At 67.8% G+C, this 15213-nt stretch carries 13 protein-coding genes; 5 read left to right on the top strand and 8 right to left on the bottom strand.

Annotated features, from left to right (window positions below):
• Nucleotides 1-117: 117 nt before the first annotated feature.
• A complete protein-coding gene (locus IED13_RS06170) occupies nt 118-966 on the top strand; it encodes an SDR family NAD(P)-dependent oxidoreductase (RefSeq protein WP_191123690.1) in 849 nt (282 codons plus the stop codon).
• Here IED13_RS06170 and IED13_RS06175 read toward each other — a convergent pair.
• From IED13_RS06175 to IED13_RS06185, 3 genes are read right to left on the bottom strand one after another with little or no spacing between them, the layout of a single operon-like run.
• Nucleotides 963-1730 (bottom strand): ABC transporter ATP-binding protein, encoded by a 768-nt coding sequence (locus IED13_RS06175; RefSeq protein ID WP_260368387.1) that lies wholly within the window; start codon nt 1728-1730, stop codon nt 963-965. The two genes, IED13_RS06170 and IED13_RS06175, sit on opposite strands and share 4 nt — an antisense overlap.
• Entirely contained in the window at nt 1730-2482 is a 753-nt protein-coding gene (locus IED13_RS06180; protein ID WP_038364715.1) for an ABC transporter permease, read from the bottom strand. Before IED13_RS06180 ends, IED13_RS06175 begins: the two co-directional genes overlap by 1 nt.
• A 5-nt stretch (nt 2483-2487) precedes the next feature.
• The gene (locus tag IED13_RS06185; RefSeq protein WP_038364717.1) at nt 2488-3513 is read right to left on the bottom strand and encodes an ABC transporter substrate-binding protein; all 1026 of its coding nucleotides are present in this window, start codon (nt 3511-3513) and stop codon (nt 2488-2490) included.
• A 160-nt stretch (nt 3514-3673) separates the two neighbouring features.
• Here IED13_RS06185 and IED13_RS06190 point away from each other — a divergent pair, with 160 nt between their 5' ends.
• Complete coding sequence (locus IED13_RS06190; RefSeq protein ID WP_051988217.1) at nt 3674-4141, top strand: Lrp/AsnC family transcriptional regulator; 468 nt, start codon at nt 3674-3676, stop codon at nt 4139-4141.
• A 90-nt stretch (nt 4142-4231) separates the two neighbouring features.
• Nucleotides 4232-5509 (top strand): phosphopantothenoylcysteine decarboxylase domain-containing protein, encoded by a 1278-nt coding sequence (locus IED13_RS06195; RefSeq protein WP_191123692.1) that lies wholly within the window; start codon nt 4232-4234, stop codon nt 5507-5509.
• Between the two features lie 20 nt (nt 5510-5529).
• Here IED13_RS06195 and IED13_RS06200 read toward each other — a convergent pair whose 3' ends face one another.
• From IED13_RS06200 to IED13_RS06215, 4 genes are read right to left on the bottom strand one after another with little or no spacing between them, the layout of a single operon-like run.
• Nucleotides 5530-7134, bottom strand: coding sequence for a hydantoinase B/oxoprolinase family protein (locus IED13_RS06200; protein ID WP_191123693.1), 1605 nt, complete (start codon nt 7132-7134; stop codon nt 5530-5532).
• A complete protein-coding gene (locus IED13_RS06205) occupies nt 7134-9185 on the bottom strand; it encodes a hydantoinase/oxoprolinase family protein (RefSeq protein WP_191123694.1) in 2052 nt (683 codons plus the stop codon). The genes IED13_RS06200 and IED13_RS06205 overlap by 1 nt, the downstream gene beginning before the upstream one ends.
• Before the next feature lie 15 nt (nt 9186-9200).
• Nucleotides 9201-10037 carry a PfkB family carbohydrate kinase gene (locus tag IED13_RS06210; protein ID WP_191123695.1) on the bottom strand — a complete coding sequence of 279 codons (837 nt, stop codon included), beginning with the start codon at nt 10035-10037 and terminating at the stop codon, nt 9201-9203.
• Between the two features lie 17 nt (nt 10038-10054).
• Nucleotides 10055-11068: an SIS domain-containing protein gene (locus tag IED13_RS06215; protein WP_191123696.1), complete on the bottom strand. Its 1014-nt coding sequence runs from the start codon at nt 11066-11068 to the stop codon at nt 10055-10057.
• 216 nt (nt 11069-11284) lie between these two features.
• On the opposite strand from IED13_RS06215, the gene IED13_RS06220 reads away from it, so the two are divergent.
• Both IED13_RS06220 and IED13_RS06225 read left to right on the top strand, forming a co-directional pair.
• Nucleotides 11285-12031: a GntR family transcriptional regulator gene (locus IED13_RS06220; RefSeq protein ID WP_162737860.1), complete on the top strand. Its 747-nt coding sequence runs from the start codon at nt 11285-11287 to the stop codon at nt 12029-12031.
• A 76-nt stretch (nt 12032-12107) separates the two neighbouring features.
• A complete protein-coding gene (locus IED13_RS06225) occupies nt 12108-13433 on the top strand; it encodes an NAD(P)/FAD-dependent oxidoreductase (protein WP_404801883.1) in 1326 nt (441 codons plus the stop codon).
• Nucleotides 13434-13587: 154 nt separating this feature from the next.
• Here IED13_RS06225 and IED13_RS06230 read toward each other — a convergent pair whose 3' ends face one another.
• Nucleotides 13588-15114, bottom strand: coding sequence for an ABC transporter substrate-binding protein (locus tag IED13_RS06230; protein WP_191123698.1), 1527 nt, complete (start codon nt 15112-15114; stop codon nt 13588-13590).
• Between the last annotated feature and the right edge of the window lie 99 nt (nt 15115-15213).

Below are 15213 nucleotides of genomic sequence, written 5' to 3' on the forward strand. Positions count from 1 at the left end.
GTGAGGCAGCATCTCAGGCGATCCTGCGCCATCGCGCCGCCGCCCGCAGCGCGCCATGATGTCGCCGCGCACCGCTCCTTATCTCCCGCCTCCGCTGAAATCGCGAGATCCGAGACCATGACGATCCACCCCGCCCTCATCGCCGCCAATACGGCCGTCATCACCGGCGGCGCCTCCGGCATCGGCTTCGCCGCCGCCCGCGCCTTCGCCGGCCTCGGCATGAGGGTCGCCATCGCCGACAGCGACGAGGAAGGGCTGAAGGCCGCCGGGCAGGTGCTCGCCACGCTGGTCGGCGAGCACAACGTGCTGGCGGTCGCGACCGATGTCTCGCATCGCGAGGAGGTCGCGGCGCTGCAGGAGAAGGTGCTCGCTCGCTTCGGGCGCGTGCATGTGCTGATGAACAATGCCGGGATACAGCAAGGCAGCGGCATTTTCGGCCCGGCTGAGACGTGGGAGCGCACCCTCGCGGTCAATCTCGGCGGCATCGTCAACGGCACGCAGATCTTCGGGCCGGGCATGGTCGCCCATGGCGCGCCGGCGCTGATCGTCAACACCGGCTCGAAGCAGGGCATCACCACGCCGCCGGGCAATCCGGCCTACAATGTCTCGAAGGCGGGCGTGAAGGTCTTCACCGAGGCGCTGGCGCATGAACTCCGCAACACCGAAGGCTGCAAGGTCAGCGCCCATCTGCTGATCCCCGGCTTCGTCTTCACGCCGCTGACGGCGCGCGGGCGCGTCGAGAAGCCGGAGGGTGCCTGGACACCGGAGCAGACCGTCGATTTCATGCTGGAGCGGCTGAAGGCCGGGGACTTCTACATCCTCTGCCCGGATGACGAGACGACGCGCGCCCTCGATGAGAAGCGCATGGCCTGGGCGATGGGCGATATCATCGAGAACCGCCCGCCGCTCTCGCGCTGGCACAAGGATTATGGCGAGGCGTTCAAGGCGTTCGTCGCGAAGACCTAGATCGCCGCGCCGTCCGTCACGATGTCGGCGCCGAGCCCTTGCCGGACGGCGCGGACGATCTCGGCCTCCGCCGCCGCGCCGCGCCTGCGCGGACGAGCGGCATCGATGCGATGCTCGGCGATAATCTGGCCGGGCGCGCCCGAGAGGATCACGACACGGTCGGCGAGATAGGCCGCCTCGTCGATGTCGTGGGTGACGAAGAGCACGGTCTTGCCGGTGCGCTGCCAGACGCGGACCAATTCGTCCTGCAGGTTCTCGCGCGTCAGGGCGTCGAGCGCCGAGAAGGGCTCGTCCATCAGCAGGATCTCGGGCTCGACCGCGAGCGCACGCGCCAGCGAGACGCGCTGGCGCTGGCCGCCGGAGAGCTGATGCGGCCAGCGTTGCGCGAGCCCGCCCAACCCGACGAGATCGAGCATCTCCTGCGCCTTCTTCAGGCGTTCGCCGCGCGAGGTCCGGCCTTCCAGGCCGAAGCCGACATTCGAGACCACCTTGCGCCAGGGCAGGAGCCGCGAATCCTGGAAGACCAGAGCGACAGGGCGACGCGCATTGTCCTTCGCGTGGATGACGACCTCGCCGCCGCTCGGCTTCGCAAGACCGGCGATGACGCGCAGCAGGGTCGACTTGCCGACGCCGGAAGGGCCGACAATGGCGAGGAACTCGCCGCGCCCGACCTTAAGGTCGAGCTTGCGCAGCACTTCGGTCTGTTCGCCGTCGCGGGTGAAGGTCAGCGACAGGCTCTTGATCTCGATCACGCTCTTCTCGATCACGCTTTCCAACGCAGCACCCATCTCTGGAAGGCGACGAAGGCCGTGTCGAGCAGCCCGTAGAGCGCCGCCATCGTCAGCATGTAAACCACGACGATGTCGGTCGCGAGCAGGCTCGAGGCCTGCATCATGCGCTGGCCGACGCCAGCGACGCCGAAGATCTCGGCCGCGACCACCGCCATCCAGGCCTGGCCGAGCGCCGTGCGAAAACCGACGAGGATGCCCGGCATCGCCGCCGGCAACAGGATCTTGAACAGGCGCTGCCAGGGCGAGCGGAAGCCGAAGGCGTCGGCCACCTCGACGAGATCGCGGTCGACGCCGCGGATCGCGCCCTGCGCCGCGAAGAAGCTGATCCAGAACACGCCGATGGCGATGATGAAGACCGCAGCGCCCGGTGTGACGCCGAACCAGATGATGGCGAAGGGCACCCAGGCGAGGCCGGGCACGGGCCGCAGCACGCGCACGACCCAGGCCGTCGCCTCCTCGGCGATACGGGACATGCCGACGAGCACGCCGAGCGCGATGCCCAGGCCGGCGCCGACGAAGAGGCCGACGAAATAATGCCAGAGCGAGCCGAGGATCGCCGCGAGCCAGGCGCCCGAGGACACCTCGCGCATGAAGGCCTTGGGCAGCGCGCTCGGCGGCGGCAGGAAGGCGGGGTTCACCCAGCCGAAATAGGGCACCGCCTCCCAGATCAGCAGGAAGGCGATCAGGCCCAGAAGGGCAAGGGCCGGAGCCCGAAGTCTCTTCACAGTGGTCAGCCGCCCGCCTTGATCGCGCGCTCGTAATACTGGGTCTCGAACAATCCGTCGAACGGCAATTCCTTGTCGAGCGAGCCGAGCTTGACCTGATAGGCCTGCATGGCGCGCGCGGGCTCGATGATCTTGCGCGGATCGATCTCGAAGACGCTTGCCGGCGAGCCCAGCGCCTTCCGGATCAACTCGGGATCGACGATGCCCTTGCCGAGCGCGGCGCCGACATGCGGCGCGGCTTTGGCCGGGTCGGCCTTGATTAGCGCCGCCGCCTTGACGAGGCTTGAGACGAGGTTCTGGACGGCGTCGGGGTTCTTGGTGGCGAAGGCGCCGGAGACGGCGACGACCGTGCCCGGCTGGCCCGGGAAGACCTCCTCGCCGCCGGCGACGAGCTTGATCGCGCTGTTGCGGCTCTGGAGGATGGTCAGCGCCGGTTCGCGCACGCTGCCACCGTCGACCGCGCCGGCCAGGATCGCCTGCTGGGTCGCGTCGATGCCCATCGGCACGATCTCGACATCGGCCTTGTCGACCTTTGCGACCTCCCAGAGCCAGTATTGCAGCGTGGTGTTGGGCACCGAGCCGGCCGGCTGGGTGGCGAGGCGGGCCGGCTTCCCATTCGCCGCCTTGAACGCCTTGAAGGCGGCCGCGGCGGCGGTGCCGGCCGTGAAGAACTTCGACAGCGACGGCGCGGCGACGACGACATTCTCGCCGATGGCGGTCGAGGCGACGACGCGGACATCGATGCCGCGCGAGCGAGCGACGGCCAGCGGGGCCACGCCGGCGACGTAGATGTCGAGCGTACCCGAGGCCAGCGCCTGGATCATGTTCGGGCCGGATTCGAAGACGGTGACCGCGCTTTCGAGGCCGCCCTGCTTCAACCAGCCCTCGCCATTGGCGACGAAGAAGGGCGCGGTGCCGACGACCGGAATGTAACCGACCCGTGCCGTGACGGCCTGGGCACGAGCCGCGCCGGCGAACGGGGCCGCCGCTGCCAGGGTCGCACCCGCGATGAGAAACTGGCGGCGATCCATCGTTCAAATCCTCTCGCAAGACGGCGCCAAAACAGCACCCATTGACAGATGGAGAAAAGGATTTTCTATCTGGATGCAAGTGATCGACATCAAAAAGAAACTTATTCTCTTATGATCGCGATCAACGGAACGAATTTTCTCCTATGACGGATTTCAGAGAATGGATGCCATCGACCGCAAGATCCTGACCGTGCTGCAGAACGACGCCAACATCTCGATCGCCGATCTGGCGGATCGGGTCGGGCTCTCGCAGACCCCATGCTGGAAGCGCATCCAGAAGCTCGAACAGGCGGGTGTCATCCTGAAGCGCGTCGCGCTGGTTTCGCCGGAGAAGATCGGGCTCGGGCTCACCGTCTTCGTGCAGATCGAGACGGCCGACCATTCCGGCCCCTGGCTCGACAAGTTCGCGCAGACGGCCGCCGCCATGCCGGAGGTGATGGAATTCTACCGGATGGCGGGGGATGTCGACTACATGCTGCGCGTCGTCGTCGCCGACATGGCCGCCTATGACACCTTCTACAAGAAGCTGATCGAGACGATCCCGCTCAAGAACGTCACCTCGCGCTTCGCCATGGAACGGATCAAGGCGACGACCGCCTACAAGGTGCCGGACCTGCCGCGCCCATGAGCGGCACGGGCCAGCCTTGCCGGCGCATGACAGGCCGGCGTCGCGGATGCTAGGAAGCAGCCCGACGCCCGCGCTGCCCGAGGAGCCGCCTTGTCCGCATCCCGCTCCGTTCTCCTGATCATCGGCGGCGGCATCGCCGCCTACAAGGTGCTCGAAGTGATCCGCCGGCTGAAGGATCGCGGCATCGCCTCGCGCTGCATCCTGACCAAGGCGGGCGAGCAGTTCGTCACGCCGCTCGCGGTGTCGTCGCTGGCGGGCGAGCGCTGCTTCACCGATCTGTTCTCGCTGACCGACGAGGCCGATATCGGCCATATCCAGCTCTCGCGCTCGACCGATCTCGTGGTGGTGGCGCCGGCGACCGCCGATCTCATCGCCAAGATGGCGAATGGCCATGCCGACGACCTCGCCTCGACCGCGCTGCTCGCCACCGACAAACGCGTGCTGATCGCACCCGCGATGAATCCGCGCATGTGGCAGCACCCGGCGACGCGGCGGAACATGGCCCAGCTCGAAAAGGATGGCATCCTCGTCGTCGGGCCCAATAGCGGCGCCATGGCCGAGCGCGGCGAGAGCGGGCCGGGCCGCATGGCCGAGCCTCCGGAAATCCTGGCCGCGATCGAGCTCGCGCTCGCCGGAGAGAAGCCCTCGACCCGCGCCATCGGCTTCCTCGGCCGGCTGCCCGGCGGCGACCATGCTCCGGCCGCCGGCTCGCTCGCCGGCAAGCATGTCCTGATCACCTCGGGGCCGACGCATGAGCCGATCGACCCGGTGCGCTACATCGCCAACCGCTCCTCCGGGAAGCAGGGCCACGCCATCGCGGCGGCGGCGGCCGCCGCCGGGGCCCGCGTGACGCTGGTCAGCGGGCCGGTCACGCTGCCCGATCCAGCCGGGGTCGAGACCATCCATGTCGAATCCGCCCGGCAGATGCTGGCGGCCGTCGAGGCGGCGCTGCCGGCCGATCTTGCGATCTTCGCCGCTGCCGTCGCGGATTGGCGCGTGGCCGACGCCGCATCGGAGAAGATGAAGAAGGACGGCGGAGCCCTGCCGCCGCTCTCGCTGGTCGAGAACCCCGACATCCTCGCCACCGTCGCGCATCGCCCGAACGGGCGGCCGGGCTTCGTCGTCGGCTTCGCGGCCGAGACGCAGCACGTCATCGACTACGCCAGGGTCAAGCTCGCCAAGAAGGGCTGCGACCTGATCGTCGCCAACGATGTGGGCGGTACCGGCGTGATGGGCGGCGACGCCAATACCGTGCATCTCGTGACAGTCGATGGCGTCGAGACCTGGCCGACCCTGCCCAAGGAAGAGGTCGCAAGCCGCCTCGTCGCCCATCTCGCCCAGAAGCTCGCCGCCGCGAAGGCGGGCTGAGCTCCAAGCGGCGCGCTAGATCACTGGCGCTGCTCCGCCCGGTCGCGCGCCCGCGCCTCGGCGCTGCGCTCCGCGGGCGGACCATAGCCGCCGGCGCCGGGCGTGATGATCTCGACGATCTGGCCCTTTTCCAGCGCGCCGTCGCCCTTGACGAAAGGCACGACGCCCTCGCTGAAGACGAAGGAGCCGCCCTGCCCCTCGCCGCCGCCCGCCAGTCCCCAGGGTCGCGAGGTCAGGCGCGAATTGTCGACGTTCAGCCGGCACGGCGCTTCCGCCCGGTAGACGCGGCGGAGCCCCATACCGCCGCGCTGGCGGCCATCCCCGCCGGAGCCGTCGACGAGTTCGTAGCGCAGCAGGGTCAGCGGGTATTCGAGCTCCAATGCCTCGACCGGCAGGTTCGAGGTGTTGGTCATGTGGACATGGACGCCATGGAGCCCGTCCTTGTTGGTACGGGCGCCGGAACCGCCGCCGATCGTCTCCAGATAGACCCAGAGCTCTCCGCTGCCAGGCTGCTCGCCGGCAAAGGTCGCCGAGGCGACCGCGCCCGAACAGGCGGCGATCACCCGGTCCGGCACCGCTTGCGCGAGCGCGCCATGGATCAGGTCGACCACCCGCTGGCAGGCGGCGATGCGGCCGTTGACGGCGGCGGGATGCACGCAGTTCAGCACCGTGCCTTCGGTCGCGGTGACGGTCAGCGGCCGCGCCAGGCCGGCATTGGGCGGGATGGTCGGGTCGGCCACGGTCTTGACCGCGTAATACACGGTCGAGAGCAGCGCGGTGTAGACCATGTTGAAGCCCGCCCGCATCTGCGGCGGCGAGTCGAAGGCGAGCGTCATCTCCTCGCCCTTGACGGTGATCGCGACCGAGAAGGTCAGCGGCTCGTCGATCTCGGGATTGTCGAAGGAATCCGAGAAGCGATAGACCCCGTCGGGAATCGAGGCGATGCCGGCGCGCATCTTGCGCTCGGCATAATCCTGCAAGGCCTTGCCGGCGGCGAGCACGGTATCGCGGCCATACTTGTCGCAGAGCGCGCGCAGGCGTTCGACACCGAGCCGGTTCGCCGCCATCTGGGCGCGCAGGTCCGAGAGGCGCTCGCGCGGCACCTGGCAGTTGAGCAGGATCAGCTCCTGCACGTCCTTCATCAGCACGCCGCCGTCATAGAGGCGGATCGGCGGGATGCGCAGGCCCTCCTGATAGATGTGGGCGTGGCCGCGATCGGCAAAATCGGAATGGTGCGCGGTGTTGACCGCCCAGGCGATCATCACGCCCTCGTGGAAGACCGGCTCGGCCAGCACGATATCGGGAAGGTGCGTGCCGCCGCCCTCATAGGCGTCGTTGCCGATGAAGACGTCGCCGGGCTTCATATCCGCCACGGAATGGCGCTTCAGGATATGCGGGATGATGCCAATGAAGGAGCCGAGATGCATCGGGATATGCTCGGCCTGGCAGAGCGTCTGGCCCTCGACATCGAAGAGCGCGGTCGAGCAGTCGCGGCGCTCCTTGATGTTGGTGGAATAGCTCGCCTTGACCAGGGCCTCGCCCATCTCCTCGGCGATCGAGGCGAAGGAGGAGCCGATGACCTCGACGGTGATCGGGTCGACGCTGACGGATGCGGTCGCGGTCATCACGGCATCTCCAGGATCAGGTTGAGATAGGGCTCGACGGTGGCGGTCATGCCCGGCAGCAGCACGGTGGTCGAATCCATCTGCTCGACGATGGCCGGGCCGGTGAAGCGATTGCCGGATCTGAGCTTGTCGCGATCGTAGATCGGGCAGGCGACGAAGCCGCCGGCCTCGGGGAACCAGACCTCGCGGCTGCCGAGGATGGCGTGGGAGGCGTCCGGGCCGGCATCGGGCTCCGGCCGGAAGGCGGCCTTGGGCACGAGGCCGACCGCCTCGACGCGATAGGTCACGAGCTGGACCGCCTCGCCTTCCGCGACGAAGCCGTAGAGGCGCTTATGGGCGGCGGCGAAGCCTTCGGCCAGTGCGGCGATGGTCGCGGGCGTGATCGGCCCGTCCGGCACGTCGATGGCGAGCTCGTAGTTCTGGCCGTGATAGCGCAGATCGGCAGTGCGCTTCAGCCGACGGTCTGCCGAGACGACGCCCTCCTCCGCGAACCAGTGATCCGCCTGCTCCTGCAAGGCGACGAATATCTCCGCCATATCCGGGACCAGCGCCTCGGAGAGCGTTGCCAGACGCGTCGTCGCGAAATTGGCACGCAGGTCGGTGAGCAGCAGGCCGAGCGCGCAGCCGATGCCGGGATTGCGCGGGACGACGATGCGCTTCATGTCGAGTTCGCGCGCGAGCCTCGCGGCATGCAGTGGCCCGGCCCCGCCGAAGGCGACCAGCGCGTAGTCGCGCGGGTCATGCCCGCGCTGGACGCTGATGACCCGGATCGCCTTGGCCATGTTGGCGGTGACGACCGAGATGATGCCCTGCGCCGTCGCCATCAGATCAAGACCGAGTTCGTCGGCGAGCCGGCCGATCGCCTGTTTCGACAGGCTCTGGTCGATCGGCATGCGTCCGCCGAGCAGATGCGTCGGGTTCAGGGTCTGGAGCACGACATTGGCGTCGGTGACGGCGGGCTCCGTGGCGCCGCGCCCGTAGCAGACGGGACCGGGATCGGCGCCGGCCGAGCGTGGACCGACCTTGAGCAGTCCGCCGGAATCGATCGCGGCGAGCGAACCGCCGCCGGCACCGACCGTATGAATATCAAGCATCGGCGCCTTGATCGGGTAGCCGTGGACGTTGGCCTCCGATGCGAGCTTGGCCTCGCCGTTGCTGAGCAGGGCGACGTCCGAGGAGGTGCCGCCCATGTCGAAGGTGATGAGGTTGGGTATGCCGATCATGGCGCCGATCGCCTGCGCCGCGACGACGCCGGTCGAGGGGCCGGAGAGCACCGTGCGCACCGGCAGGCGCGCCGCCATGTCGAAGCCGATGACGCCACCATTGGACTGCGTCAGATGCGGCACCGCCTTGAGGCCGAGTTCCTTCAAACGGTCGGCGAGGCGGCGGATATAGCCCTGCATGACCGGGCCGAGATAGGCGTTCACCACCGCAGTCGAGATGCGCTCGTACTCGCGGAATTCCGGCGCGACCTCGTGCGAGGCGCAGATGAAGGCCTCGGGGAATTCCTCGGTGACGATGCGCTTGGCCGCTTCCTCATGCTCCTGCCGGACGAAGCCGTAGAGGAAGCCGATCGCGACAGCCTTGACGCCCTCCGCCTTCAGCGCCCGCGCCGCGTGCCGCACGGCGTCCTCGTCGAGCGGCGTCTCGACCGTGCCGTCATGGCGGACACGCTCGGGGACGCCGAAGCGCAGGTCGCGGGTGACGAGCGGCGGGGCCTTGTCGGCCTGGAGATCGTAGAGGTCCGGCCGCTTCTGCCGGCCGATCTCGATCAGGTCGCGGAAGCCTTCGGTGGTGACGAGGCCCGTCTTCACGCCGCGATGCTGGATCAGGGCGTTGGTGCCGACCGTGGTGCCATGGCCGAAATAGGCGATGTCGGCGGGGCTGGCGCCGACGCGCTCGACGCCTTCCTGCGTGCCGCGCGCGATGGCGCGGGAGGGATCGTCAGGCGTGGAAGGCACCTTCCAGACCGCGACCATGCCGGTCGCGTCGTCGAACAGGCAGACATCGGTGAATGTGCCCCCGGAATCGATCCCGATCCGCCACGCCATCTCTGTCTTCCTCCCCTACAACACGGCCGCATCGACCTGCGTCCACGCCACACCGTGACCGAAGCCGCCCTGATAGCCGCAGACCTGCGCTGCGTGATCCGCGCCCGCTGCCAGCGCGGCTGCCGTGCCGGAACCATCCAATATGGCCAGCAGAAAAGCGGCAATGAAACCGTCACCGGCGCCGAGCGTATCCACCACGGATGCAGGACGGGCCGGCTGCTCATGGAAGCGCCCGCCAGCGAGCGCTAGGGCACCTCTTGCGCCACGCGTCGCGACGACCATCCCTGCACCCCAGCCGATGCAACGCTCCAGCAGTGTGCGGCACTCGGCATCCGAGGCGGATGGATGCGACAGGAAGGCGATATCGACGGCCGGCAGCGTCGCGGCGAGATTTTCGGCCGTCCAGCGTTCCGAGAAATCGTAGGACAGCCGCCGTGGCGCGCCACGCATAGGGGGCAGCGCCTCGCCGAGCTCGCTGTAAATGCTGGAGTGAACGAGATCGTAGCCGGCTATATAAGACAGATCCTCGGTATCGAACGCGCCCCATTCGCCGCGCACGCCGCGCTCGGAGCGCAGGAAGCGCCGATCCTGCCCATCATGGCCGATGAAGGCGCGGGCGTTCCGGCCGAGCCTGATCCGGCAGCGTGACGTATCGACGCCTTCCTGCCTCAGGGCATCGCAGAGAAGCATGCCCGCTTCGTCCGAGCCGATACAGCCGAGATAGCCCGTCTCGGCACCGAGCCGCTTCGCCTGCACGGCAACGTTGACGGCATTGCCGCCGGGGAATTGAAGGCCGCGATCGACATAGGTGTCGACCGTGTTGTCGCCGAGCCCCAGCAGCCTCCAGGCCATCGCCGTCCCTTCCCGGATCAGTACGCCACCTTCCACATGTAGCGGCGGGTGGTGAGCGGCTGGTTGCGGAGCACCGAGAGATGCGCCGAGAAGCGCTTGAGCGCCGCCTGCAGGATATAGGGCGCGACGATCGGGCGGATCTCCGGGTCGATGCCCTTCATCGCAAAATTGCGGGAATCGTAGTTCATCACGCGCCCGGCATAGGTGTCGCAGAACTTCACGACCCGCTCCATCAACGGCCGGCTCGGGTCTTCCCCCGTGATCAGGATCATCGGCGTCTGCTTGTCGACGATCTCGAAGGGACCGTGGAAGAACTCGGCCGCCTCGATCGGATAGCTGTGCAGCCAGAGCATCTCCATGAGAATGCAGACGCCGAAGACATAGGCCGTGGTGAAGCCCGGCCCCGAGGCGACGTGGTAGATGCGGTCGTCTTCCGCATAGGTCGCGGCATCGGCCGCGGCGCGGGCCTCGTTCTGCTCGGCCGCGTCGCACATCGCCGTCGGAAGCGCGTCAAGCGAGGCGATGAGCTTGGCGCCGAGCGGCCAGCCTTCCTTGGCGGTCATCAGCCCGCCGATCAGCGCCTGCATCAGCATGAACATGGCGGCGAAGGATTCGCTGGTATCGCCGACGAGGAAATGCCGCGGCACCGCCTGCGCCAGCGGCTTGTCGCCATACTGGCTGAAGGCGACGACCTGGCAGGGCCTATCCTTCAGGAAATGCGCCGCCGCCACGGTTTCCGGCGTCGTTCCGGATTTCGAAGCGAGCAGCACCAGCGTCCGGTCGCCGAGCCGCGGCGGGTCGATCGCCATGAACTCGGCCGGAAAATAGCGCCTGACCTCGATGCCCGGCGAAGAGCGCTCGAGCCAATACTGGATGCCGAGCATCGCCCGGTTCGCCGAGCCGCAGGCGACCATGTAGACGCGGTCGATCTGCGGAGCGAGCTCCTGTCCGAGCGCGAAAGCCGCCGGCAGCGCCGCGCGCGTCGGCTCCAGCCCGGACAGGATTGCGCCGCGGTCGAAGGCGATGGACATGGAAGGCTCCGGACGGGCTTTCAAAGGGCGATGGAATTGGTATACACCAATTCCATATACCAATGACTGTCAAGCCTATTCCAGTTTCGGTGCACGCGCCCTTCGGACAGTAGCCATCCGCAGGTTTTTCGCCTTAAACACGAAGGAAGCGGCCTCGGCCGCCGTCGACGGGGCCCACGGTCGCCGAGAGAGACGCAACGCATAGAGATGCAGGGCATGTCCAAGCCGCTGAAGCGGGTGAAACCGATCTATGTCGAGGCCCAGGACTATATCCTCGACCTCATCGGCGGGCCGGATTACGGGCCCGGCGACCGGATTCCCTCGGAACGGACGCTCGCCGACACGCTCGGCATCAACCGCATGACGGTGCGCAAGGCGATCGACCGGCTGGTCGAGCGCAACGTGCTGGAGCGCAACGGCACCAGCGGCACGCGCATCCCGCTGGTCCAGGTGTCGCGGCCGATCGATGCGCCGGCCTCGCTGGGCATCACCCGCATCATCCGCAATGCCGGCGGCGAGCCCGGCAGCAAATTGCTGCATTTCGGCGAGGAAGGCGCGAGCGAGAGCGTCGCCCGGCGTCTTGAGGTGCCGCCGGGCAGCGAGCTCATCATGGCGCGCCGCCTGCGCAGCGTGAACGACGAGGCCTTCTGCATCGAGACGAGCTATCTGCCGGCGCAACGCGTCCCGGGCCTCTCGGCCGAGGATCTGCTCGGCGGCCAATCGCTCTACGAATTACTGCGGCAGCGTTACGACATCGAGATCAGCATCCGGGATCGCGAGATCAGCGTCGGGACGGCGACCGAGCGCGAAGCCCAGCTTCTCGCGCTGGCGCCGGGCTCGCCGACGCTCGTGCTGCGGATCGTGGCGCGCGACGGCGACGGCCGGCCGATCGAATATATGCGGTCCATCAACCACCCCCACCACGTCGTCTTCCGCAGCGCGGCGCTACCCGCGCAGACGTGATCGCAGCCCCGGTCCGGCCGACGCCGCCGCGGACGGCCGGTCAAGGCGCCTCCTCCTTCCTGCCGCCGGAGCCTTCGTGATGGGCATCACCATCGAGACCATAGAGCCGGACCCGTCCCTCCCCGCCGCCAGCGACGTCGTCGTCATCGGCGGCGGCATCATCGGCATCACCACCGCGCTCTTCCTGGCGCGCGAGGGCATCTCGGTCACCGTCTGCGAGAAGGGCGAGGTCGGCCACGAGCAATCCGGCCGCAACTGGGGCTGGGTGCGCATCATGGGGCGCGACCCCGGCGAGATCCCGCTCGGCCTTGAAAGCATGCGGCTCTGGTCGGAGATGGACCGGCTGGTCGGGGGCGATACCGGCTTCACCCGCTCCGGCATCGTCTATGTCGCCGACACGCCCGCCAAGCTTGCCGAGCACGAAGCCTGGCTCGACCACGCCAAATCCTATCAGCTCGACTCACGCCTGCTCAGCACGCGCGAGATCGACGCCGTGCTGCCGGGCGGCAAGCGCGCCTTCGCCGGAGCGCTGTTCACCCCGAGCGATGCGCGGGCCGAGCCGCAGAAGGCCGTTCCGGCCATGGCCCGGGCGCTGCGCCGCCATGGCGGGACCGTGCTGACGCGCTGCGCGGTGCGCGGCATCGAGACGGCGGCGGGCCGCGTCAGTGGGGTCGTCACCGAGCGCGGCCCGATCGCCTGCCAGCGCGTCGTACTGGCCGGCGGTGCCTGGTCGCGGCTCTTCCTCGGCAATCTCGGCATCGACCTGCCCGCTCTCAAGATCCTGGGTTCGGTGTTCCGGACCGAGCCTCTGGACGGTCCCCCCGTCCACGCCGTCGGCGCCTCCGATTTCGCCTTCCGCAAACGGCAAGACGGCGGCTACACCATCGCCCATCGCGGCGCGAGCGTGGCCGAGATCGTGCCGGACAGCTTCCGGCTGCTCTTCGATTTCCTGCCCTCGCTGGTCAAGCAGCGCCATGAATTGCGGCTCAGCCTCGGCCATCGTTTCCTCGACGAAGCCCGCACGCCGCGGCGCTGGTCGCTCGACGCAGAAACGCCCTTCGAGCGCATGCGCATCCTCGATCCCAAACCCTCCGAAGCCATTCTGCAGGAGGCGCAACGCAACCTGACCGCCGCTTTCCCCACCTTCGCCGGCCTGAAGGTGAAGGAGAGCTGGGGCGGGCTGATCGACGCGACGCCCGATGGCGTGCCGGTGATCGGCGAGGTGCCGCGGCTACCCGGCTTCTTCATCGCCAGCGGCTTTTCGGGCCATGGCTTCGGCATCGGCCCCGGCGCGGGCCGGCTCACCGCCGACCTGGTCAGCGGCCGCACCCCGATGATCGATCCGAAGCCTTTCCGGCTCGAACGATTCGCGCGGCTGGAACGGACGACCCGGGTGGGGTGAGCGAAGGGCGCTGGGGACGCGGCGTCATTCCGGACAAGCCGCGTCAGCGGCGCCGATCCGGAATCCATCGTAGAACGAAGCGCGCTACGATGGATTCCGGGTCAAGCCCGGAATGACGGCGTGTTTCCATTTAAATGCGGTGCGCCGCAGCGCTTCACGCCAGCGCGGCCTCGTCGAGCGAATAGGCGGAGAAGAAATTCGTTCCGCCGGGATAGCATTTGAAGCCGCTGAGGCCCTTCACCATCGCATAGCCCTGCGAGCGCCAGGCGAGGCCGACGAGCGGCGCCTGTTCCAGGGCGGACTTCTCCAGCTCGGCATAGACCGCCTTGCGCTTGGCGGGATCGAACTCGGCGCGTCCCTTGGCGAAGAGAGCGTGGATCTCGGGGGTCGGGATCTGCCAGCTCCGCGCCATGTTGGCCGGCAGGTCGCCGTCGATCAGCGGGGCAAGGCCGTCGGGGTCGTTGTTGTCCGCCGTCGTGCCCTGCACCATGAAATCGTAGCGGCCCTTGCCCGCCAGATCGACGCGCGCCGCCCAGTCGGGCAGATTGAGGCTTGCCTGAATGCCGATCTCGGCGAGATTGGCCTGCACGACCTCGGCGGTCGATTTGTGCATGCCATATTGCGCCGTCGAAAGCAGCGTACAGGAAAAGCCGTTCGGCACCCCGGCCTCGGCCATCAGCTTCTTCGCCTTGGCCGGGTCGTAGTTCCAGTACTCCGAGCGCGCCTTGTCGAAATAGGGGCTGCTCGACGGGATCGGAATGCCCTCGAGCTTGCTGCCCCGGCCGAAAAAGGCGGCCTGGACGATATCCTCGCGGCGGATGGCATGGGCGACCGCCTGGCGCAGCCGCACATCCTTGAACGGGCCAGCGCCGCCGTTGAAGTTCAGCCCCATGAAAGGACCGTCGACGGCTATGAGCCGCAGGCGCGAATCCTTCTCGATCGTCCCCATGGACTGCCAGGGCACATATTCGATGAGGTCGATATCGCCGGCCTGCAACGCAGCGACCCGCAGGTTCTCGTCGGCATAGGCGACGAGCTTGATGCCATCGAGCTTCGGCTGGCCGGGCTTGTAGTATTTGTCGAACTTCACGACCTCGATCGAAGCGCCACGCTCCTGTGCCTTGATCATGAAGGGCCCCGCGCCGACGCCGAGACCCGCGCGCCCCTCGATCGAATCCTTGGCGATGATCGGCACATGGGGGCTGGCGAGCCAGATCGGCAGCGTCACGGTCGGCTGCTTCATGACGATGCGGACGGTGCGGGCATCGGGCGTCTCGATGCGCTCGACGCCGCCGAACTCGGCCTTCATGAAGGCCGTCGAATTGGGCGCCGCGATCTGCTCCAGCGTCCATTTCACATCCTCGGAGGTGACCGGCTTGCCATTCTGGAAGCTCGCCTGGCGCAGCTTGAAGACCCAGCCGGTCTCGCCCTCGCGCTCCCAGCTTTCCGCCAGCTCGGGCCGCACCTCGCCCTTCTCGTCGAAGCCGGTCAGGCCGCGGAAGATCAGCAGCTTGACCGTGAGCGCCGCCGTGCCGGTATGGAGCCAGGGCTGCAGGCTGGGCGGAAAGCTCGACAGGCCGAAGCGCAGCACCTTGCCGGCAGCCTGGGCATGGGCTCGCAATCCCAGAAGAGGCAAGGCGGCACCGGCGGCGAGCAGATTGCGGCGAGAGATCGAGACCATCGCATACCCCTCTCTGTTCTGGCGGCTTGATCAGCCGAAAGCGCAGAATGATTTGGTATATACCAGCTTGTCAATGTGACTCGACCCGGCGCCGAAAGA

Source organism: Allobosea spartocytisi (assembly GCF_014764685.1).
GTDB lineage: Bacteria > Pseudomonadota > Alphaproteobacteria > Rhizobiales > Beijerinckiaceae > Allobosea > Allobosea spartocytisi.